Below are 18787 nucleotides of genomic sequence, written 5' to 3'. Positions count from 1 at the left end.
GGGCTGTGCCAATCGACGCATCCACATGCCGCGTCGTAGAGAGCGAGTGAGACACCCAGTCGGCACCCACCATGCCTCTCGTCATTTCCAGCCAGCCCGCAGGCCCGCGCTTCTCTATCACCGCCGAGGCAGAGATGCCCACCATCGTAGTGACGGCGGCGCTACAAAACCAGCCCATGCCCTCGGGTGCCGCCCCCATATACGAGTGGTCGGCTACCCTTGCTTTTGACGGTAGTTCACCAGCCACCAATGCCACCTTTGGCGGCGGCAGAAGCACGCAGCACAGCCGCATCGCTCCGCAGGTAAGTGCCAACGCCAGTTGGCGAATACCCTTCACCGAAATACTGGGCGGCGTGTTGACGGTGCAAGTCATTTTGCGCGCCGGAGGGACTGAGCAGCGCGCCCAGGCGACATGGACGATCGCGGGAACAAATCCCACTGGTACGGCCATACGCGCCTTCGCCAACAGCATTGGGGCTAACCGCGCCGTCTTTCGAAAGAAAATGCGCCAGGAAAGCTCGCTCCAACAGTTCCGGACGCCAGGTAACTGGCCGAAGTACAGCAGCGATGGTCTTGGCGGCGTTGGCTTGTGCCAACTGACACGCCCTGCACCTACAGCCGATCAAACTTGGAGCTGGAAAGAGAATGTACGCGGCGGATGGGCGCTGTACTTGGAAAAGGAACGCATTGCCCGCGCTTACCCTCGCAACGTACGTAGCGGAGAGCGTTTTCGTAATCTGGTGACTGCATGGAACCGCGCTCGTACCGCACAAGGGCTGCCCGCCTTGCCTGTGGAATTACCTGACTACACGCCGGAGCAACTTGAGTTGGACACACTTCGCGGCTTCAACGGATATGCCAATGGCTTGCATGAGTACAGGGTACGACTCGATAACGGCGCTCTTTTCGTAACGGTGGATTCCAGCGGCCAGCGGGGGTTTGCCGAATGGGAGCGAGTGCCAGTAGCCGCCAGAGGCACGGTCGGTGATCCAAACTATGTAGAGAACGTGCTTGCCCAATCGGACTTCTGAACGTGCTGACAACCTCTGATTCCATTGCGACCCGCCCGCGCGGTCTGCTAGCTGCGTCCGGCGTACTTGCCTTGTCTTTGCTCTTGGCGGCGTGTTCCCCAGAGAATGCAAACACCGCGTCGCAAGTACGTGCTTCCACGGCGGCTAGCGGGAGAGAGAACTCGCAGCATCTGTATGTGGTGTATTGCAACGGCACCGTTGACCACCTGGATCTTGCGAAACAGGCCAAGGTAGCAAGCTTTCAACTGTCAGACCGCAGCGGCAGCCCTCCCGCCGTGGCCAAGCTGCCGGCAGCAGGCGTGCGACCTGACAGCTGTTTGGCCAGACCGGCCTCGTTGACCGATGCCCTGCCTCAGGATGAAGGAATGGCGCTCATCGTTGCATCTGCCCAGTTGCAGCGTGACGACACAAGCGGACGCATGCCTTACAGTCTCCTCAAATTTTCAGTGCCTGCATGGACTTTGCAGAGCCGACAGGATCTGGGCAGCTTTGATGTACTCAATGGAACGCCGCCAAGCATTACACGTGGCTCCGACGGGCGGCTCAAGCCCCAGCTGGCTGAAATCGACCTGACTTCTGAGCTGCGTGCAGAGCTCAGCCGTTACGCGGGCGGCGCCACGGTGACATTTGCCACCCCGCTCGCAACATCTGCCAACACCGCGCTGATTGGATACACAGCTTCTCAAAATGCCCACGGTGCGGCTTATGCGCTGCTGCACCGTACACAACGCAGCATCGTACGGATTGAGGGCGTTCCCGGCAGCGACCCTGAGCCTGCTCTCACGCTGGCGCCGGGGGGACAGTTTGTCCTGCACTCGGTGCGCGCTTTCTCCTCCAAGCAGGGCAGCCGCCAACTCGCAGCCACAGGCGAACTGAGGCTGTACGGAGCGGACGGTAAGCTGGTCAGCCAGCAAACAGATGAGCGTGTTGCCGGAGACTGGTATCCCATTGCGCTGACGCCGCAGGGAGTCGCCGTTTACACCGATCGACGCGGTACCTACAACTTCGTGACACTAGGGCGCATGTTTGGTGTGGAGCCTGTGCAGGACCCCAATACCGATGACCTGGGCGGTACACGCCCAGGTGTCATCTATGCAGGCGGGTAAAGACCTCGGGCCTCCTCACCGCACCACCAACTTCGTCTGGTCGTACACCGGCTGCTCCGGCAAATCTGCCAGGTGCCGCACATCGGCCCAGTCCATCACCTCCACCGCCTCGCCGCGCACCCGCACGCGGTTGAGCCCCGCGTTGGGGATGTCGCTCTGGCGGGGGCCATCCAGCCCGGTGCCACGCGCAGTGCGCCAGATCATGTCGAGCACGCCGCCATGGGTGACCACCATCACCGTCTGGCCGCTGTGCTGCTGGGCGATGCGGTAGACGGCGTCCATCACGCGGGTGTGGAACTGGCGGGTGGTCTCGCCGCCGGGCATGCCGTAGTCGGCTTCAAAGCGCAGCCACTGGTTCCATGCGTCGGCGTGTTCCTGCTTGACGTCGTCCACGCGCTTGCCGTCCACCACGCCAAAGTTTTGCTCGCGCAGGGCGCTGTCGGTGAGGGTGTCTATGCGGGCCTGGGGGAACAGCACCTGCAGGCTGGGCGTGGCAGTCTGCTGGGTGCGGATGAGGTCGCTACAGATGAGGTGGTGCACCACGGGGCGCTCTGCGGCCACACGCTCTGCCAGGCGGCGGGCCTGTTCGTGGCCAGTGGCGTTGAGGGGCACATCCACGTGGCCCTGGAAGCGCAGTTCGCGGTTCCAGTCGGTCTCGCCGTGGCGGATCAGAATCAGTTCAGTCATGCGTGACATTATCGAATGTACACACACGATTGCAAGGTTTTTTGGCCGCTACCGCCCGTCCAGTAAGCCTCAATAGCTATTATTTTTATAACAAAACACAGCAGACACTACCGCATGGGCACGATGAGCACTTTGCGGCGCGGCTGGCAGCCGGGGCCTTCGTGGGGGGTGCTGTCCTGCTCCCAGCCCGGGCCGGGCGAGGTTTGCGCGCACACGCGTTGGCCATCGACCAGGCTGCGCCAGTAGTACCAGGGCGCGGGGGCGGCCTGTACCAGCAGCGGGGCCAGCAGAGTCAGGACCAGCAAGCGGCGGGGGACAAAAGACATGGCAAACAAAGTCCTACGTGTACCGCCAATGCTACGCAGCCTGCGGCGGGCCGATGCCCGGAAAAGCGGCGGGATCGTCGGTCAGGGCTTGTCCGCCGTGACGATCCAGCCTTCGAGTGGATCGAGCCCCGGCGGCAGGCCGTAAAGCGCGTCGCCCTCGGCATGGCGCTGCTCCGCCCAGGCGGCTTGCAGCAGGCACAGCACGGCGTCCAGACTGTCGCCGCTGGCGTCCTGCACCAGCGCATCGCGCTGGGCGTGGCTGAGCTTGAGGTGCAGGCCCAGGCGGGTCTGGCCCAGCTCCAGCGCATTGACCAAGTCCTTGCGGGCGATGAGGCGGTCGGGGGTCTGCTTGGCGCGGTCGTCGCTTTTGTAGCTGCGCCGCTGCAGCACCTCACGCGCGAGCAGGCCGGGGTAGGCCTCCAGCGCCACGCGGCGGGGGTCGCCTGTGTGCAAGCCGGGCAGGTGCACGCCCGCGTCCAGCAGCAGCGGCAGGCCCGCGTGCAGCATGTAGGCCACCGGCGGGTTCACCCATTTCATGGACGGGCTGGAGCCCGCGGGCCCGTCGGTGGCGCGGTGCGCAAACTTGCCACCTACCGGGCGGGCGTCGCAGAACGCCGCAAACTGGGCACGGATCTGCTCGCGGCTCAGACTGCGGTAGTGCTGCATGCAGGCATGCCAGTCGGTGGGCCAACCCAGCGCCTGCACCAGCTCGCGAGGCAGGCCGAAGGGCAGGTCAAAACCGCCCACCCAGTCGCCGGGCTGCTCCAGCCACTGGCCGAATGCGGCCAGGGTGTCGAACGGCTGCAGCGCGGTGATAACCACACGCGCGCCCTGGCGCTGGCCCAGCGCCAGCACGATGGGTTTGCGCCGCGTGGGGCTGCTGGAGAAGTCGCAGCCCAGCAGGTGGAATGGGGGTTGGGGTGCCATGGTGGTCATCCCAAGGCCAGGGCCGTGACACCCGCTGCAATGCACAGCGCGCCACAGATACGCGCCAGGCGGTCCCCCTCGCCCAGCAGGTGCCCGCCAATCAGCGCGGCAAACAGCATGGACACCTCGCGCGCCGGGGCCACGTGCGACAGGGGCGCCTGCTGCATGGCATAAAGCACCAGCACATAGGCCACCGGGCTCACCACCGCCACGGCCAGGGCAAAACGCCACTGCGCCAGCCACAGCGTGCGGGCCGTGGGCAGGTCGCGCAGCACCACCGGGGCCAACAGGCCCACACGCACAAAGTTGCCCATGTAGTCCACCAGAATGGGCGACATGAGCAGAAACTTGACCGCATAGCCGTCAACCACCGTGTAGCTGGCAATGAAAGCCCCCGTGAGCAAGCCGTACAACATGCCCTTGTGCACCCGCGCCCGCGCGGCAGGGTCGTGCGCGGCGCGCAGCAGGCCCGGGCCACCCGCGATCAGAAACACGCCCCCCACCACGCCCACGATGCCCAAGGCACCCAGCGCCGAGATCTGCTCGCCCAGCAGCGTGATAGCCACCAGCGACGACAACAGCGGCCCCGAGCCGCGCGCCAGCGGGTAGACCACGGTGAGGTCCGCCACACGGTAGCCGCGCAGCAGGATGACGAAGTACGCCACATGCAGCAGCCCGCTGGCGGCCACGAAGCCCCACTCCACCGCACCCCACTGCGGCACCGCGTCGCGCCCCAGGTACCAGCCCAGCGGCGCCCAGACGACCATCATGATCACCGAGGTGAAGAACGCAAACCGCGAGTCCCCCCCGGCCTTCTTGGCCACGATGTTCCAGCACGCGTGGATGAGGCCGGCGAGGATGATGAGGGCGAAGGCGGTAAAGGTCACGGGTGAGAAAGAGAGAGGGCTTGAATGCAAAAAGCCGCAGCCCCTGTGGGCTGCGGCTGAAATGGCGAGTTCAGGACAACGACGAAAAGTGGGGTGATTTGCGTAGCGAGCGGCCTCAGCCTGGGTTGAGGAACGCAGCCGCACTCCCGTGCGGCGAGTACCGCAGACCCGGGATCAGGCCGCGCAGTAGCAAAGCGCCCCGCTTTTCAGGCTCTTCCGATGATGGAGGCGGTGGCCATCAGTTCTTCGAGCAGCGCAAAAGACACCTTGCCCGACACCGCATACGGATCCAGCTCGGGCTTTTCGGAATATTTGAGCAAGATGGAGTGGTTGATCTTGGACAGGTTGACCTGCCCCATGGTCCAGCCGCCAAAGCGGCGCTCGGCGATTTCTTCGTAGTGCAGCAGCTCCACGTTCTTGTGGCGTGTGTCCTTCTGGATGTGGCCATACAGCTCGCTCACCGCGGAGCGGCCGCCCTCGATGGCTTGCAGGAACACGCCACCGCCGTAGCACAGCACGCCGGTGATGCCGCTGCCGGGGTTGTGCTGGCGCGACTGCGTCAGGATGGCTTCGATGGCGGCGGGCGAGGTATCGACCGCGCGACTGGCGTAAAGCAGACGTACCAGCATGGTCAGTTCTTTCCAGGAATGAGGGACAAAAATTCACGGCGCAGGGCGCTGTCCTTGAGGAACACGCCACGCATGACCGAGTTGATCATGCGGCTGTCGTTGTCGCGCACGCCGCGCCAGGACATGCAGAAGTGGCTGGCTTCCATGACGATGGCCAGACCGTCGGGCTGGGTCTTTTCCATGATCAGGTCGGCCAGCTGCACCACGGCTTCTTCCTGGATCTGGGGGCGGCCCATGATCCAGTCCACCAGGCGCGCGTATTTGCTCAGGCCGATCACGTTGGTGTGCTCGTTGGGCATCACGCCGATCCAGATCTTGCCGATGACGGGGCAGAAGTGGTGGCTGCAGGCACTGCGCACGGTGAGCGGGCCCACGATCATCAGCTCGTTCAAGTGCTCGGCGTTGGGGAACTCGGTGATGGGCGGCTGTGCCACATAGCGGCCGCGGAACACCTCGTTGAGGTACATCTTGGCCACGCGGCGCGCGGTGTTGTTGGTGTTGTGGTCGCCCTGGGTGTTGATCACCAGGCTGTCGAGCACGCCTTGCATCTTGACCTCGACCTCGTCGAGCAGCTTTTCCAGCTCGCCGGGCTCGATGAATTCGGCAATGTTGTCGTTGGCGTGAAAGCGCTTGCGCGCGGCGGCAAGGCGTTCTCGGATCTTGACGGAAACGGGCGTGCCTTCGTCCGGTGAGGTGGGCGTCATATCGGCGGCAGGTTGGCTGGACATGGCTGGCATCGTACCAGCGAACCCAGTTTGATCAATTACAAGGGTTTTAGGCAGCAAGCGCTAGTGGAATATGCCTGAGCAGCTATTAATAATATAGCAAACTCGATAAAGGCGCCCTCAATACCGCTTGCCCGTCACCCACAGCGCCAGGCGCATGAGACCAAACGCCACGCGGTCCAGCACCCGCTGGCGCAGCGGGCGGCCGGCATAGCGCGCAGGGTCCATGCGGCGGCCCGCGTGCTGCATGGCGTGCACCAGGCGCTGGCGCAGGTCAATGGCGAAGGCGGCGTCTTCCACCACCACGTTGGCCTCGCGCGCCAGCAGCAACGAAAGCGGGTCGAGGTTGGACGAGCCCACCGTGGCCCAGGGCCGGTCGCCCTGCGCATCGATGACGGCCACCTTGGCATGCAGAAAGCTGGGGGCGTACTCGTAGATCTCGACGCCGGCCTCCAGCAGCGCGCCGTACACGGGACGGGCCGCGTGGTACTGCATGAAGTATTCGTACCGCCCCTGCAGCAGCAGGCGCACCCGCACACCCCGGCGTGCGGCCATCACCAGCGCGCGGCGCAGCTTGCCGCCGGGCATGAAGTAGGCATTGGCAATGATGACCTCGTGCCGCGCCGCGCCGATGGCGCGGCGGTAGGCCTTCTCGATGCGGCTGCGGTTGCGCACGTTGTCGCGCAGCACCAGGGTGGCGCGCACAGGCGGGCCTGCGCCAGGGTCGCCGCCCTGCTCCGCGTGCCGTGCCGCGCTGGCCGCGCGCAAGGCCTGCAGGGCCTCCGGCAAGCGGCGCTGGCGTGCGTCGCGCACGGCCTGCATGCGCCACCAGAGCTGGTCCATCGTGTCGCTGGCCGATGCCACCAGGCTGCCCGTGGCCCGCACGGCAAAGTCAAAACGGGGGGCCTCCAGCGCGCCGTGGTTGGGGTCGTGAAAGTCGTCCAGCACATTGATGCCGCCGCAAAACAGCACCCGCCCATCCACCACACACAGCTTGCGGTGCAGGCGCCGCCAGCGGCGTGGCAGCAGCAGCCCCAGCGGCCCCAGCGGCGAATACACGCTGCACAGCACCCCGGCGGCCTGAAACTGATCGGCCCAGGCCTTGGGCAACGCACCCGTGCCCACGCCATCGACCACCAGATGGGTGCGCACGCCGCGCGCTGCAGCGCGCATCAGCGCCTGGGCCACGGTGGCTCCGGCGCCGGTGAAGTCAAAGATATAGGTCTCGAACTGGATGTCCGCCATCGCAGCATCCATGGCCTCGGTGAGCGCCGGAAAGAACTCCTCCGCGCCTTGCAGCAGCCGGACCTGGTGGTCGTCGGCGGGCCCGGTGCCCGGGGCCTGAGCCAAGAGCTTGCGCCTCATCCCGTCACCCCGCCACCACGCACACCCCGGCAGCGCCTCACAGCCGGAACTCCGCGATCAGGGGCAGATGGTCCGACATGCGCCACCAGATGCGCCCACGCGGCACCTGCAGCGACAGCGGCGTGAGCCCGCGCGCATACACATGGTCCAGCTGCGCCAGGGGCAGGCGTGCGGGGTAGGTGAAGGTGCGGGGCGCATCCCATTCATACAGGCCAAAGCCAGCCAGCATGCGCTTGAGCAACTGCCCCCAGTCGTTGAAGTCACCGGCCACCACCAGCGGCGTACCGGGGGGCACCTCGCGCTCGATGAAGCCCTGCAGGCGCTCGACCTGGCGGATGCGGCTGCCAGGGATCAGGCCCAGGTGCACCACGATCACGTGCACGTTGCGGCCCTGCACATCCACCTCCACATGCAGCAGCCCGCGCTGCTCGAAACGGTGGTCCGAGATGTCTTCATGCTGGTGCCCGATCACCGGCCAGCGAGTCAGCAACGCGTTGCCATGTTCGCCGTGTTTGGTGACCGCATTGGTGCGGTACACCGCCTCGTAGCCTTCGGGCGCCAGGAACTCGGCCTGCGGCAGATCAGGCCAGCGCTGGAAGTAGGCCGCCTCGCGCCGGTGCAGCTTGCGCACCTCCTGCAGGCAAACGATGTCGGCGTCGAGCTGTTCCACCGCCAGGCCCAGGTTGTGAATCTCCAGCCGCCGCGCGGGCCCGATGCCTTGCACACCCTTGTGGATGTTGTAGGTGGCTACGCGCAGGATGTCGTCGTGTTGCATGGTCCTAGGAGGGGTAATTGAACGCGCTCGCCAGCGTCGCGATGGGTGCGCCAGGCAAGGCGCGAGGACGCGGCGGGCTCATGCCCGCAAGAAGGAGCAACGCTGCATGGCGCGCCCAGCGCGGTGCTGGCGAATGCGTAGCGTGCCCACTCGACAAGCGAACATCAACGAAGCAGCGAGAGTCAGTATCCATGAGGCGCCCTTGAAAACGGCAAGCGGTCAATTGCCGCTCCTAGGACTGGAGATTGTGTCGCAAGCCGTGGTGGCAAGGGGTTTGCCCGACGCAGGCAGGGGACGGCAGCGCTTTACACTGGAGACTCCAACATTTTGAGCACGCAGGGACGGCCCCGACCCCCATGGCTACCGAGAGCGGCCCCAATCCCGCCCCACAGACCCAGGCGCTGATCGTGGACAGCAATGCCACATCGCGCAGCATTCTGGTGGGGCAGCTGCGCGAGTACGGCGTGACCCGCATCGTGCAATGCTCCCGTGTGCAGGACGCGCGCGCCCGACTGGAGCACACGGTGTTCGACTACGTGTTGTGCGACCAGTTTTTTGGCGAATCCAACTACTCGGGCCAGACCCTGCTGGACGACCTGCGGCGCGCGCAGTTGCTGCCGTTTTCCACAGTGTTCTTCATGGTCACGGCCGAGGCGTCGTACGCCGCAGTGGCCGAGGCCGCCGAGTCGGCACTGGACGGCTACCTGCTCAAGCCCTTCACGCCCAGCGCGCTGTTCGAGCGCCTGAGCCTGGCGCGCCTGCGCAAGATCCACCTCAAGCCCATTTTCGATGCCATCGAGGCCGAGGACTTCGAGCAGGCCGCCGCGCTGTGCGTGGAGCGTTTCGAGGCCCGCAAGCCCTATTGGCTGTACGCCGCCCGCATCGGGTCGGAGCTGCTGCTGCGCTTGGGCCGCCACGACGAGGCGCGCACCCTGTTCGAGGCCGTCATCGCGGCACGGGCCCTGCCCTGGGCCAAGCTGGGCGTGGCCCGCGCACAGATCGAATCAGGCCAGGCCGCGCGCGCCATCACCACCTTGCAGGAATTGATTGGCGAAGACGCGTCGTTCGCCGACGCCTACGACGTGCTGGGCCGCGCGCAGGTGGAGATGGGCAATTTTTCGCAGGCCATCGAAACCTACCGCACGGCCAGCACCCTCACGCCCGACTCGGTGGTGCGGCTGCAGAAGCTGGGGATGATGTCGTACTACATGGGCGACCGCGCCACCGCCACCAAGGTGCTGGCACGCGCCACAGTGCTGGGCATTGACTCCAAGCTGTTCGACTACCAGTCGCTGGTGCTGCTGACGTTTGCGTATTACGCAGAGAACGACCGCAAGGGCATCGAGCGCTGCATGGCCGACTTTGCGCGCATCCTGGAGCGCCACTACGGCAGCGCGCGCATCCGGCGTTTTGCCGAGGTGGCGCGGGCGCTGCAGCTCATCCAGCAGCGGCAGTTTTCGCAAGCGGTTGAATCGGTGCGTGGCATGGCCCGCGAGATCACGTCCAGCACCTTCGACTTTGAGGCTGCCTGCAACCTGGGCAGCCTGCTGGCCGTATTGGCCGTCACGTCGATCGAGCTGCCCGAGGGCGACAGCTGGGTGCTGGCACTGGGCATGCGCTATGCCAACACACGCGGCTTGACCGAGCTGATGGCCAACGCCTGCAACCTGCATGAGCCTTACAGCCAACTGGTGCGAGACTGCCTGCAGCGCGTCAACAAGACGGCCGAAGTCGCCATGGCGCAAAGCCTGGGCGGCGACCCTGGCGGTGCCGTGCAAAACCTGCTGGCCGAAGCCGAACGCACCCTCAACTCCAAACTGCTCGATATGGCACAGCAAGTGCTGCTACGCCATGGCGCGCGCATGGCCGCCCCCCAACCGCTGCAAGAGAGCATCGACGCACTGCGCGCACGCATGGGCAGCACCCCGGCGAGGGCCATCCTGGGGCAAGACAGTGAACGCCACCCCGGCGGAGTGGCGCTGAGGGTGCGGGGCAGCAGCGACAACACACCCACGCGCACTCCGCAGCCATCGCCCGACAGCTCGGCCCTCGGCCCGTCGCCCGCAGACGATGCCGACGATCCTGCTGCCGCCCTGCGCTTGCGGCCTCCAGACGCCTCTTGAGGCGACGCCGCCCGGCCTTGCCCCCGTTGCCGCCGGGCCATTCGGAGTCGACTCACCCGAGATGCAAAAACCGGGGGAGTAACAGGCACGCCTCGGCATTGGACGCTGAAAAACACCGGTCAGCGGCCTGCTGCCAAGGCAGCCACTCATAGGCATCGTGCTCACGCGGGCTCAGCACCACGGGCGTGCCTGCGGGCACACACAGGCCAAACACGCGCTCGCGGTTGCGCACCACGCCAGGGGCATAACGGTGCAGCCATTGGGGCCAGATGTCGTACACGTTCTCCAGCGCCCAGTCGGTCAGCAGACAACCCGGTGCCAGGGTGTCTATCCCGGTTTCTTCGGCCACTTCACGGCGTGCGGTCTCGGCAAAAGGCTCGTCCAGCGCATCCTTGCTACCGGTGACCGACTGCCAATGCCCCTCGCCCCCGGTGCGGCGGATCAGCAGCACCTCCAGCGCGGGGGTGTGGATCACCACCAGCACCGACTCTGGAAGCTTGTAAGGCCGCGGTGACCCGGCGGCTGCCATGGCCTGTTGTGCCTTCAGCCCCCCTTGGGGCGCTGGGCTGCCGTGGTGGTGGGCACGGGCGGGGGCAGCTCCTTGGCCTGCAACGCACGCGCCTGCACCACCAACTGGTTGTGCGCGTCCAGAAACGCCGCAGCAATGACCTTGCCTTCGTTGGTATTGCTCCAGCCAGCGCCCGCTGCACCGCCCAGCTTGCCAAACACCAGGCCGCCCACCCCCAGGTCGGTGGTGCGCGCTGAGCCTGTGGCCGCAGCTACCTGTTCGGTGGTTTCGTTGTCGGACAGCAGCAAGGCCGTCTGTGCTTCCTTGAACTTGACCTGCTCCACCAGCCCGGCCAGGCCTGCGATGTCGCGCAGTACCGGGATCATGGCAATCACCCCGGCCAGGCCCCGGCCCGCATCCTGCTCGCTGAACGTGAGGCTGGGCGTGAGCGTGTACTGCGCCTCGTACCCCTTGCCCTTGGCCACGGTGGAGTTGTTCTTGCGCAGGATGCCGGCGTCCTTCAATTCCTGCTCCTGCACCGTGCCCTTCAGGCCCGCTGCCCGGTCCACCACGCGGAAACACCCGCTCTGCTGGGCCAGCAGCTTGACCAGCGGCACCGGCGACGCGGGCAGCTGGTAGCCCGAGCCCATGATGTAGCCATTGGGGTTCTCGGCCAGCGCCAGTGTGGCCACCGGTGCATCGCAACGCACCAGCTCACGGGCCGCGTTCTGCGCGCCCTGGGGCCCGGCCGAGCCCGTGACCACCGAGCCGCCCTGCCCCAGTTCGGTCTTCTTCTCGCCGCATCCGGCCAGGGCGATGCATGCGGCCGCAAGCAGCCAATGGGAGCGTGTCAACAAACGCATGGAAGTACCTCTTTCAGTCCGTGCACGGCGGCCAGTGCCCGATGCGCCGCGCATGAAAAAAGCGGCCAGGGCGCAAGGCCCGAGCCGCTTGGTGTGCGATGCATGGCTGCATGCGCGAAGGACGTGATGCGTCCGGAATCAGGCCGCAGTCTTGACCGCGTCGGGGTTGCGCAGGCGGATGTGCAGCTCGCGCAGCTGCTTTTCGTCCACAGGGCTGGGCGCCTGTGTGAGCAGACACTGGGCGCGTTGGGTCTTGGGGAAGGCGATCACGTCGCGGATCGACTCGGCACCGGTCATCAGCGTCACGATGCGGTCCAGGCCAAAGGCCAGGCCGCCGTGCGGAGGCGCGCCGTACTGCAGCGCATCCAGCAGGAAGCCGAACTTGAGCTGGGCTTCTTCGGGCGTGATGTTGAGGGCGTCAAACACCTTCTGCTGCACGTCGGCGCGGTGGATACGGACGGAGCCGCCACCCATTTCCCAGCCGTTGAGCACCATGTCGTAGCCCTTGGAGATGCACTTCTCGGGCGCAGTGACCATCCAGTCTTCGTGACCATCCTTGGGGCTGGTGAAGGGGTGGTGCACCGAGTTCCAGCGCTGGTTTTCCTCGTCGTACTCGAACATCGGGAAGTCGACCACCCACAGCGGGGCCCAGCGGTTCTCGAACAGGCCGTTCTTCTTGCCGAACTCGCTGTGACCGATCTTGATACGCAGCGCGCCAATCGCGTCGTTGACGATCTTTTCCTTGTCGGCACCGAAGAAGATCAGGTCGCCATCTTGTGCGCCAGTGCGCTCCAGCACGGCTTGCAGGGCTGCGTCGTGGATGTTCTTCACAATGGGCGACTGCAGACCGTCACGGCCCTTGGCCAGTTCGTTGACGCGGATGTAGGCCAGACCCTTGGCGCCGTAGATCTTGACGAACTCGGTGTAGGCGTCGATTTCTCCACGGCTGATGCCGCCGCCTTCGACCGAGCCACCGGGCACGCGCAGGCCGACCACGCGGCCATTCTTCATGTTGGCGGCGCCCGAGAACACCTTGAAGTCCACGTCCTTCATCACGTCGGTCAGCTCGGTGAATTCGAGCTTCACGCGCAGATCGGGCTTGTCGGAGCCATACAGGCGCGCAGCGTCCTGGTAGGTCATGACGGGGAACTCGCCCAGGTCCACGCCCAGCGTGTTCTGGAACACCGTCTTGATCATGCCCTGGAACATGTCGCGGATGTCCTGCTCTTCCATGAACGATGTCTCGATATCGATCTGGGTGAATTCAGGCTGGCGGTCAGCACGCAAGTCTTCGTCGCGGAAGCACTTGGTGATCTGGTAGTAGCGGTCGAAGCCCGCCACCATCAGCAGCTGCTTGAACAGCTGGGGCGACTGGGGCAATGCGAAGAAATGGCCATCGTGCACGCGGCTGGGCACGAGGTAGTCGCGCGCGCCTTCGGGCGTGCTCTTGGTGAGCATGGGGGTTTCGATGTCAATGAAGCCATTCGCATCGAGGAACTTGCGCACCTCCATTGCCACCTTGTAGCGCAGCATCAGGTTGTTCTGCATGTACGGGCGGCGCAGGTCCAGCACGCGGTGCGTTAGGCGCGTGGTTTCCGACAGGTTTTCCTCGTCGATCTGGAACGGAGGCGTGACGGAGGGGTTGAGCACGTTCAGCTCATGGCACAGCACTTCGATCTGGCCGGTCTTGAGCTTGTCGTTGGTGGTGCCTGCGGGGCGTGCGCGCACCACACCCTTGACCTGCACGCAGAACTCGTTGCGCACGCCTTCAGCGACCTTGAACATCTCGGCGCGGTCGGGGTCGCACACCACCTGCACGTAGCCTTCGCGGTCGCGCAGGTCGATGAAGATCACGCCACCGTGGTCACGGCGGCGGTTCACCCAGCCCGACAGGGTAACGGTTTGGCCCAACAGGGCTTCGGTCACAAGACCGCAATAGTGGGAACGCATGGCCATGACAAAACTTCCGGCGCCGCAGGGCGCGTTGACGTTGAAAGAGATTGCTTTTCTTACTTGGGTGAGGGCAGCGTAGGGTCCGCTGGAGCCACTACACCCATGGAGACGATGTACTTGAGGGCGCTGTCCACACTCATTTCGAGCTCGACGCAGTCGCTCTTGCGCACCATCACAAAATACCCCCCCGTGGGGTTGGGGGTGGTGGGCACGTATACGCTGACGAACTCGTCGCGCAGATACGCAGCCACTTCACCATTGGGGGCGCCAGTGACGAACGCCACGGTCCATACCCCTTCGCGGGGCCACTGCACGAGCACGGCCTTGCGAAAGGCATTGCCGCTCTCGGAGAACAGCGTGTCCGACACCTGCTTGACGCTGGAGTAGATAGAGCGCACCACCGGAATGCGGTGTACCAGCGCGTCGCCCCACTGCACAAGCTTGCGGCCCGCAAAGTTGCTGGCAATGGCGCCCACCACCAGCAAGATGGCCAGCGTGAGGACCACACCAAAGCCCGGGACATGCACTCCGAGCAGCTTGTCGGGCTGCCACGCGCCGGGCAGGATCTGCAGGGTCTGGTCGAGCGTGCTCACAATCCAGTTGAGCACCCAGGCCGTGATGACACCGGGCACGATGACCAGAAGGCCTGTCAACAGCCATTTGCGCAGGGCAGCCATGCAGGTCCTCAGCTCGAAGAGGAAGAAGTGCCACTGGTACCGGTGGTGCCGGTAGCGCTAGCAGTGCTTGTGCTGGCCGCTTCCTTTTTAGGAGCATCACCGCCACTGGCAGGTGCCGCTGATTCAGTCTTGGACTCCGACTTGGCCTCGGTGGCCGGGGCGGAGTTGCCACCGTTTCCGCCACGGAAATCGGTCACGTACCAGCCCGAGCCCTTGAGCTGAAAACCTGCGGCAGTGACCTGCTTGGAGAAGGCTTCGGCGCCGCAGGCGGGGCACACCGTCAGGGGTGCGTCGGAGATTTTTTGCAGCACATCCTTGGCATGGCCACAGGAGCCGCATTTGTAGGCGTAAATAGGCATGTCAGTGTGTTGAGGGAAAGTGCAAAACCCTCAATTATAGGCGGCATGCCCCTTCACCCCCCGCGTTACTCGACCCCAACCATCTTGTGGTGGGAGGCATGGCTGTTGCGGATGGCCTGTGGCCCGAGGGAGCCGATCAGCATGCCCGCCAGCGCGGCCAGCAAACCCGCCAGCTGCGCAGGAAAGATTGCTCCCGCCGGAGTGGACAGGAACAGCAGCCAGGTCACCAAGCCCAGCACGATGGCAAAGATGGCGCCCTGCGTGGTGGCACGCTTCCAGTACAGGCCGAACACCAGCGGCACAAACGCTCCCACCAGCGGCACCTGGTAGGCACCCGACACCAGCTCATAGATGGAAGTACCCTGCATGTAGATGGCATAGGCCAACACACAGGCACTGAAAACGAGCGTGGTGATGCGCATGGTGCGCAGATGCTGCTTGTCCGAGCTGTGCGGGCGGAACTGGCGCCAGATGTTTTCGGTGAAAGTGACGCTGGGCGCCAGCAGCGTGGCGGAGGCCGTGGACTTGAGCGCCGACAGCAGGGCCCCAAAGAACAGCACCTGCATCACAAAAGGCATCTTCTCCAGCACCAGCGTGGGCAGCACCTTTTGCGGGTCGTCCTTGAGCAGCGCAGCCGTTTCCGTGGGCATGATGATGAGCGCGCTGGCCACCAGGAACATGGGCACAAAGGCGAACAGGATGTAGCAGATGCCACCGATCACGGGACCGCGCGTGGCGGCCTGGATGTTGTTGGCCGACATCACACGCTGAAAGACGTCCTGCTGCGGGATGGAGCCGAACATCATGGTCACGCCCGCGGCGATGAAGAACACCACGTCATGGAACTTGGGCTCAGGCAGGAACCGGAACAGCTCACGACTGGACGCGAACTCGATCACCTTGTCGGCCCCCCCGGCCATGTTGCCCGCAAACACGGCAATGACGGCCAGGCCCACCACCAGGATGATCATCTGGATGAAGTCGGTGACCGCCACCGACCACATGCCGCCGAACAGCGTGTACGCCAGGATGGAGACCACACCGATCGTCATGCCCACCGGAATGCTGATGGCACCGCCAGACAGCAGGTTGAACACCAGGCCCAGCGCTGTGACCTGGGCAGAAACCCAGCCCAGGTAGCTCAACATGATGATCAGCGAGCAGACGATTTCCACCGTGCGGCCATAGCGTTCGCGGTAATAGTCGCTGATGGTGAGCAGCGTCATGCGGTACAGCTTGCCGGCAAAGAACAGGCCGACCAGGATCAGGCAGAAGCCCGCGCCGAATGGGTCTTCCACCACATTGCCCAGACCGCCCTCGATGAACTTGGCGGGAATGCCCAGCACGGTCTCCGACCCAAACCAGGTGGCAAACGTGGTGGTGATGATCATGTACAGCGGCAGGTGGCGCCCGGCAATGGCAAAGTCCGCAGCGTTCTTCACACGCCGGGCTGCCAGCAAGCCGATGCCGATGGTGATCAGCAGGTAAACGATAACCAGGGTCAGCAGCACAGCGCGCTCCTCTCTCTTTTTGTCTCGGTCGGTCCAGGGTGAAGAAATCCGACCTGCGCTCCGGCGCTCCCCACACCGGGGCACCGGGCATGCAGATCGTCAGAAAAGCCGGATTCTGATCAGCAGTTGGATGAGCAGCAAGCCCAGCACAAACCCGACCCCAGCAAAAATGATGCCTTGCAGCAGCCGGTTGGTGCGTTTTTGCGCTTCCAGCAGTTCACGCAGTGCAGACTCGTGGTCTGCCGGGCGCTGGCGCAGCGCGTCGTAGATGAGTCGTGGCAGCTCGGGCAGCAGCTTGGCATAGTGCGGCGCCTCGGCCCGCAGCTCGCGCCACAGGCGCTGGGGGCCCATCTGCTCCAGCATCCACTTTTCAAGGAAGGGCTTGGCCGTGCTCCACAGGTCCAGGTCCGGGTCCAGCTCGCGGCCCAGGCCCTCAATGTTGAGCAGGGTCTTTTGCAGCAGCACCAGCTGGGGCTGAATCTCGACATGGAAGCGGCGCGAGGTCTGGAACAGCCGCATCAGCACCAGGCCCAGCGAGATTTCCTTGAGTGGGCGGTCAAAATATGGCTCGCACACGGCGCGGATGGCCGACTCGAGGTCATTGACCCGCGTTTCGGGCGGCACCCAGCCGCTTTCGATGTGCAGCTCTGCCACCCGCTTGTAGTCGCGCCGGAAGAACGCCACAAAGTTCTGCGCCAGGTATTCCTTGTCCACTTCGGTCAGCGTGCCCACGATGCCGAAGTCCAGCGAGATGTAGCGGCCGAACGTGGCAGGCTCCAGACTCACCTGGATGTTGCCCGGGTGCATATCGGCGTGAAAAAAACCGTCGCGAAACACCTGGGTGAAGAAGATGGTGACGCCGTCGCGCGCCAGCTTGGGGATGTCCACACCGGCCTCCCGCAGGCGGTCGATCTGGCTGATGGGCACACCGTTCATGCGCTGCATCACCATGACCTCGGGGTGGCAGAAGTCCCAGAAGATCTCGGGGATCAGCACCAGGTCCAGCCCGGTCATGTTGCGGCGCAGCTGCGCAGCGTTGGCAGCCTCGCGCACCAGGTCCAGTTCGTCGTGCAGGTAGTTGTCAAACTCTGCCACCACCTCACGGGGCTTCAGGCGCTTGCCATCGGCAGACAGGCTCTCCACCCATCCCGCCATCATGCGCATGAGGCTCAGGTCCTTTTCGATCACCGGCAGCATGCCAGGCCGCAGTACCTTGACGGCTACCTCGCGCTCAATGCCCTGGCGGTCGCGCAGCGTGGCGAAATGCACCTGGGCGATGGACGCGCTGGCCACCGGTGTGCGGTCGAAAGAGGTGAACACCTCGTCCACCGGACGACGGAAGGCACGCTCGATGGTGGCGATGGCGATGTCGGGGTCGAATGGCGGCACGCGGTCCTGCAGGCGGGCCAGTTCGTCGGCTATGTCGGGCGGAAGCAGGTCGCGGCGGGTGGACAGCACCTGGCCGAACTTGACGAAGATAGGTCCCAGGCTTTCCAGCGCCTCGCGCAGGCGTTGCCCACGCGGCGCATCCAGATTGCGCCCGATGGACACGATGCGCGAGATCATGCGCAGCCAGGGCTTTTGAAAGCTGTCGAGCAGCAAGCCATCCAGGCCGAACCGGAACACCACCCACAGGATGGCCGCCCCCCGCAAGAAGCGCTTCATGCGTCGGCCCGGTCCGAACCAGCCGAAGGTGACAGCGGCGCCGCCGCCGGCGCACTGGGCGCCACCGGTGCCGTCGCAACGACCACTGCAGAAGACGCCGCGCTGGCGGCTGCCATGCGCGAACCCACAAACTGGCGCAGCGCCTGCGCAGCCCGGCTGGCGAACTGCGCCAGCGTATGCGCAGGGGCATCGCCAATCACGCGGGCCAGGTCTTCCTCCACATCCCAGCGCACATGGTCCACCAGCCAGTTGATCTCGGCCGCCAGTTGTACGTCGCCCTCAATGCGGATGGAGGGCTTGTCGCCCCGCAACGCAGCCTGGGCCAGGGTGATGGGGGAGGTATCGGTCACTTCCAGCCGCAGGTCTGGCACCGCGGATTCGGGCGCCAGGTTGAACAGGCCCGCAGGGGTGATCACCAGCGACAGGGAATAGGCCCGCCACTGCACCCTGGCGATGCGGCCCTTTTGGCGCACCAGCCGGTCCGTGGCCTCTTTCTCCTGCATCAGCACATGGTTGAGAAACAGCACCAGGCGCTGCTGCACCTCGTGGACCAGCCATTGCGGGGGCTGCGGGCCGGCTGCCAGGCGCTCGAAGAGGCCGTCCAGAAAAGGAAAAGGGGACTGTGGTGTTGCCATAGTCCCCGATTATTCCCTGAACTGGAATGCCCCTG

19 protein-coding genes are annotated in these 18787 nt (G+C 64.9%); 3 read left to right on the top strand and 16 right to left on the bottom strand.

The window, feature by feature from the left end; all coding sequences use genetic code 11:
- The first annotated feature begins 71 nt into the window (after positions 1-71).
- Entirely contained in the window at positions 72-1031 is a 960-nt protein-coding gene (locus tag ASC83_RS23485) for a hypothetical protein (RefSeq protein WP_082522384.1), read from the top strand.
- 2 nt (positions 1032-1033) lie between these two features.
- A complete protein-coding gene (locus ASC83_RS08095; protein ID WP_156379456.1) occupies positions 1034-2137 on the top strand; it encodes a hypothetical protein in 1104 nt (367 codons plus the stop codon).
- Positions 2138-2152: 15 nt separating this feature from the next.
- Here the strand turns inward: ASC83_RS08095 and ASC83_RS08090 are convergent, their stop codons facing one another.
- From ASC83_RS08090 to ASC83_RS08055, 8 genes are all read right to left on the bottom strand, one after another.
- A complete protein-coding gene (locus tag ASC83_RS08090) occupies positions 2153-2824 on the bottom strand; it encodes a histidine phosphatase family protein (protein WP_056060440.1) in 672 nt (223 codons plus the stop codon).
- A 107-nt stretch (positions 2825-2931) separates the two neighbouring features.
- On the bottom strand, positions 2932-3150 hold the full coding sequence (locus ASC83_RS08085) for a hypothetical protein (protein WP_056060436.1): 219 nt from the start codon (positions 3148-3150) through the stop codon (positions 2932-2934).
- A gap of 81 nt (positions 3151-3231) precedes the next feature.
- Entirely contained in the window at positions 3232-4086 is an 855-nt protein-coding gene (locus ASC83_RS08080) for a DUF429 domain-containing protein (RefSeq protein WP_056060434.1), read from the bottom strand.
- Positions 4083-4964 carry a DMT family transporter gene (locus tag ASC83_RS08075; RefSeq protein WP_056060430.1) on the bottom strand — a complete coding sequence of 294 codons (882 nt, stop codon included), beginning with the start codon at positions 4962-4964 and terminating at the stop codon, positions 4083-4085. Before ASC83_RS08075 ends, ASC83_RS08080 begins: the two co-directional genes overlap by 4 nt.
- A gap of 206 nt (positions 4965-5170) precedes the next feature.
- Positions 5171-5593: a BLUF domain-containing protein gene (locus ASC83_RS08070; protein WP_056060427.1), complete on the bottom strand. Its 423-nt coding sequence runs from the start codon at positions 5591-5593 to the stop codon at positions 5171-5173.
- Positions 5594-5595: 2 nt separating this feature from the next.
- Positions 5596-6321, bottom strand: coding sequence for a GTP cyclohydrolase I (gene folE / locus ASC83_RS08065; RefSeq protein WP_056060424.1), 726 nt, complete (start codon positions 6319-6321; stop codon positions 5596-5598).
- A 117-nt stretch (positions 6322-6438) separates the two neighbouring features.
- Positions 6439-7683: a cardiolipin synthase ClsB gene (clsB, locus tag ASC83_RS08060; RefSeq protein ID WP_056060421.1), complete on the bottom strand. Its 1245-nt coding sequence runs from the start codon at positions 7681-7683 to the stop codon at positions 6439-6441.
- Between the two features lie 37 nt (positions 7684-7720).
- A complete protein-coding gene (locus ASC83_RS08055; protein ID WP_056060418.1) occupies positions 7721-8458 on the bottom strand; it encodes an endonuclease/exonuclease/phosphatase family protein in 738 nt (245 codons plus the stop codon).
- 356 nt (positions 8459-8814) lie between these two features.
- Between ASC83_RS08055 and ASC83_RS08050 the strand changes: the two genes are divergently transcribed.
- Positions 8815-10581 carry a tetratricopeptide repeat protein gene (locus tag ASC83_RS08050; RefSeq protein ID WP_056060415.1) on the top strand — a complete coding sequence of 589 codons (1767 nt, stop codon included), beginning with the start codon at positions 8815-8817 and terminating at the stop codon, positions 10579-10581.
- A gap of 52 nt (positions 10582-10633) precedes the next feature.
- Here the strand turns inward: ASC83_RS08050 and nudB are convergent, their stop codons facing one another.
- The 8 genes from nudB to ASC83_RS08010 all read right to left on the bottom strand — a co-directional run bounded on the left by nudB (position 10634) and on the right by ASC83_RS08010 (position 18752).
- On the bottom strand, positions 10634-11110 hold the full coding sequence (gene nudB, locus ASC83_RS08045) for a dihydroneopterin triphosphate diphosphatase (protein ID WP_056060412.1): 477 nt from the start codon (positions 11108-11110) through the stop codon (positions 10634-10636).
- 14 nt (positions 11111-11124) lie between these two features.
- Positions 11125-11952, bottom strand: coding sequence for a CsgG/HfaB family protein (locus tag ASC83_RS08040; protein ID WP_056060409.1), 828 nt, complete (start codon positions 11950-11952; stop codon positions 11125-11127).
- 138 nt (positions 11953-12090) lie between these two features.
- Complete coding sequence (gene aspS / locus ASC83_RS08035; protein WP_056060406.1) at positions 12091-13908, bottom strand: aspartate--tRNA ligase; 1818 nt, start codon at positions 13906-13908, stop codon at positions 12091-12093.
- A 53-nt stretch (positions 13909-13961) separates the two neighbouring features.
- Entirely contained in the window at positions 13962-14582 is a 621-nt protein-coding gene (locus ASC83_RS08030) for a DUF502 domain-containing protein (RefSeq protein WP_056060402.1), read from the bottom strand.
- An 8-nt stretch (positions 14583-14590) separates the two neighbouring features.
- The gene (locus ASC83_RS08025; protein WP_056060401.1) at positions 14591-14941 is read right to left on the bottom strand and encodes an FmdB family zinc ribbon protein; all 351 of its coding nucleotides are present in this window, start codon (positions 14939-14941) and stop codon (positions 14591-14593) included.
- A 65-nt stretch (positions 14942-15006) separates the two neighbouring features.
- Positions 15007-16452: a sodium:solute symporter family protein gene (locus tag ASC83_RS08020; RefSeq protein WP_056060397.1), complete on the bottom strand. Its 1446-nt coding sequence runs from the start codon at positions 16450-16452 to the stop codon at positions 15007-15009.
- Between the two features lie 99 nt (positions 16453-16551).
- Positions 16552-18117 carry a ubiquinone biosynthesis regulatory protein kinase UbiB gene (gene ubiB, locus ASC83_RS08015; RefSeq protein ID WP_056060393.1) on the bottom strand — a complete coding sequence of 522 codons (1566 nt, stop codon included), beginning with the start codon at positions 18115-18117 and terminating at the stop codon, positions 16552-16554.
- Positions 18114-18752: a hypothetical protein gene (locus ASC83_RS08010; RefSeq protein ID WP_056060391.1), complete on the bottom strand. Its 639-nt coding sequence runs from the start codon at positions 18750-18752 to the stop codon at positions 18114-18116. The genes ubiB and ASC83_RS08010 overlap by 4 nt, the downstream gene beginning before the upstream one ends.
- Between the last annotated feature and the right edge of the window lie 35 nt (positions 18753-18787).

The sequence above is a fragment of the Acidovorax sp. Root402 genome (genome assembly GCF_001425125.1).
Taxonomy (GTDB): Bacteria; Pseudomonadota; Gammaproteobacteria; order Burkholderiales; family Burkholderiaceae_C; genus Acidovorax; species Acidovorax delafieldii.
The sequence above is the reverse complement of the archived record's forward strand: the minus strand, read 5'-3'. Positions and strand labels throughout refer to the sequence as shown.

Bases quoted from the DNA above. Each gene is read 5' to 3' on its own strand.
- ASC83_RS08025 (WP_056060401.1), bottom strand. From the start codon at position 14,941: ATGCCTATTTACGCCTACAAATGCGGCTCCTGTGGCCATGCCAAGGAT.
- ASC83_RS08070 (WP_056060427.1), bottom strand. From the start codon at position 5,593: ATGCTGGTACGTCTGCTTTACGCCAGTCGCGCGGTCGATACCTCGCCC.
- aspS (WP_056060406.1), bottom strand. From the start codon at position 13,908: ATGGCCATGCGTTCCCACTATTGCGGTCTTGTGACCGAAGCCCTGTTG.
- ASC83_RS08030 (WP_056060402.1), bottom strand. From the start codon at position 14,582: ATGGCTGCCCTGCGCAAATGGCTGTTGACAGGCCTTCTGGTCATCGTG.
- ubiB (WP_056060393.1), bottom strand. From the start codon at position 18,117: ATGAAGCGCTTCTTGCGGGGGGCGGCCATCCTGTGGGTGGTGTTCCGG.
- ASC83_RS08040 (WP_056060409.1), bottom strand. From the start codon at position 11,952: ATGCGTTTGTTGACACGCTCCCATTGGCTGCTTGCGGCCGCATGCATC.
- ASC83_RS08080 (WP_056060434.1), bottom strand. From the start codon at position 4,086: ATGACCACCATGGCACCCCAACCCCCATTCCACCTGCTGGGCTGCGAC.
- clsB (WP_056060421.1), bottom strand. From the start codon at position 7,683: ATGAGGCGCAAGCTCTTGGCTCAGGCCCCGGGCACCGGGCCCGCCGAC.
- ASC83_RS08085 (WP_056060436.1), bottom strand. From the start codon at position 3,150: ATGTCTTTTGTCCCCCGCCGCTTGCTGGTCCTGACTCTGCTGGCCCCG.
- ASC83_RS23485 (WP_082522384.1), top strand. From the start codon at position 72: ATGCCTCTCGTCATTTCCAGCCAGCCCGCAGGCCCGCGCTTCTCTATC.
- ASC83_RS08010 (WP_056060391.1), bottom strand. From the start codon at position 18,752: ATGGCAACACCACAGTCCCCTTTTCCTTTTCTGGACGGCCTCTTCGAG.
- ASC83_RS08055 (WP_056060418.1), bottom strand. From the start codon at position 8,458: ATGCAACACGACGACATCCTGCGCGTAGCCACCTACAACATCCACAAG.
- nudB (WP_056060412.1), bottom strand. From the start codon at position 11,110: ATGGCAGCCGCCGGGTCACCGCGGCCTTACAAGCTTCCAGAGTCGGTG.
- folE (WP_056060424.1), bottom strand. From the start codon at position 6,321: ATGTCCAGCCAACCTGCCGCCGATATGACGCCCACCTCACCGGACGAA.
- ASC83_RS08050 (WP_056060415.1), top strand. From the start codon at position 8,815: ATGGCTACCGAGAGCGGCCCCAATCCCGCCCCACAGACCCAGGCGCTG.
- ASC83_RS08090 (WP_056060440.1), bottom strand. From the start codon at position 2,824: ATGACTGAACTGATTCTGATCCGCCACGGCGAGACCGACTGGAACCGC.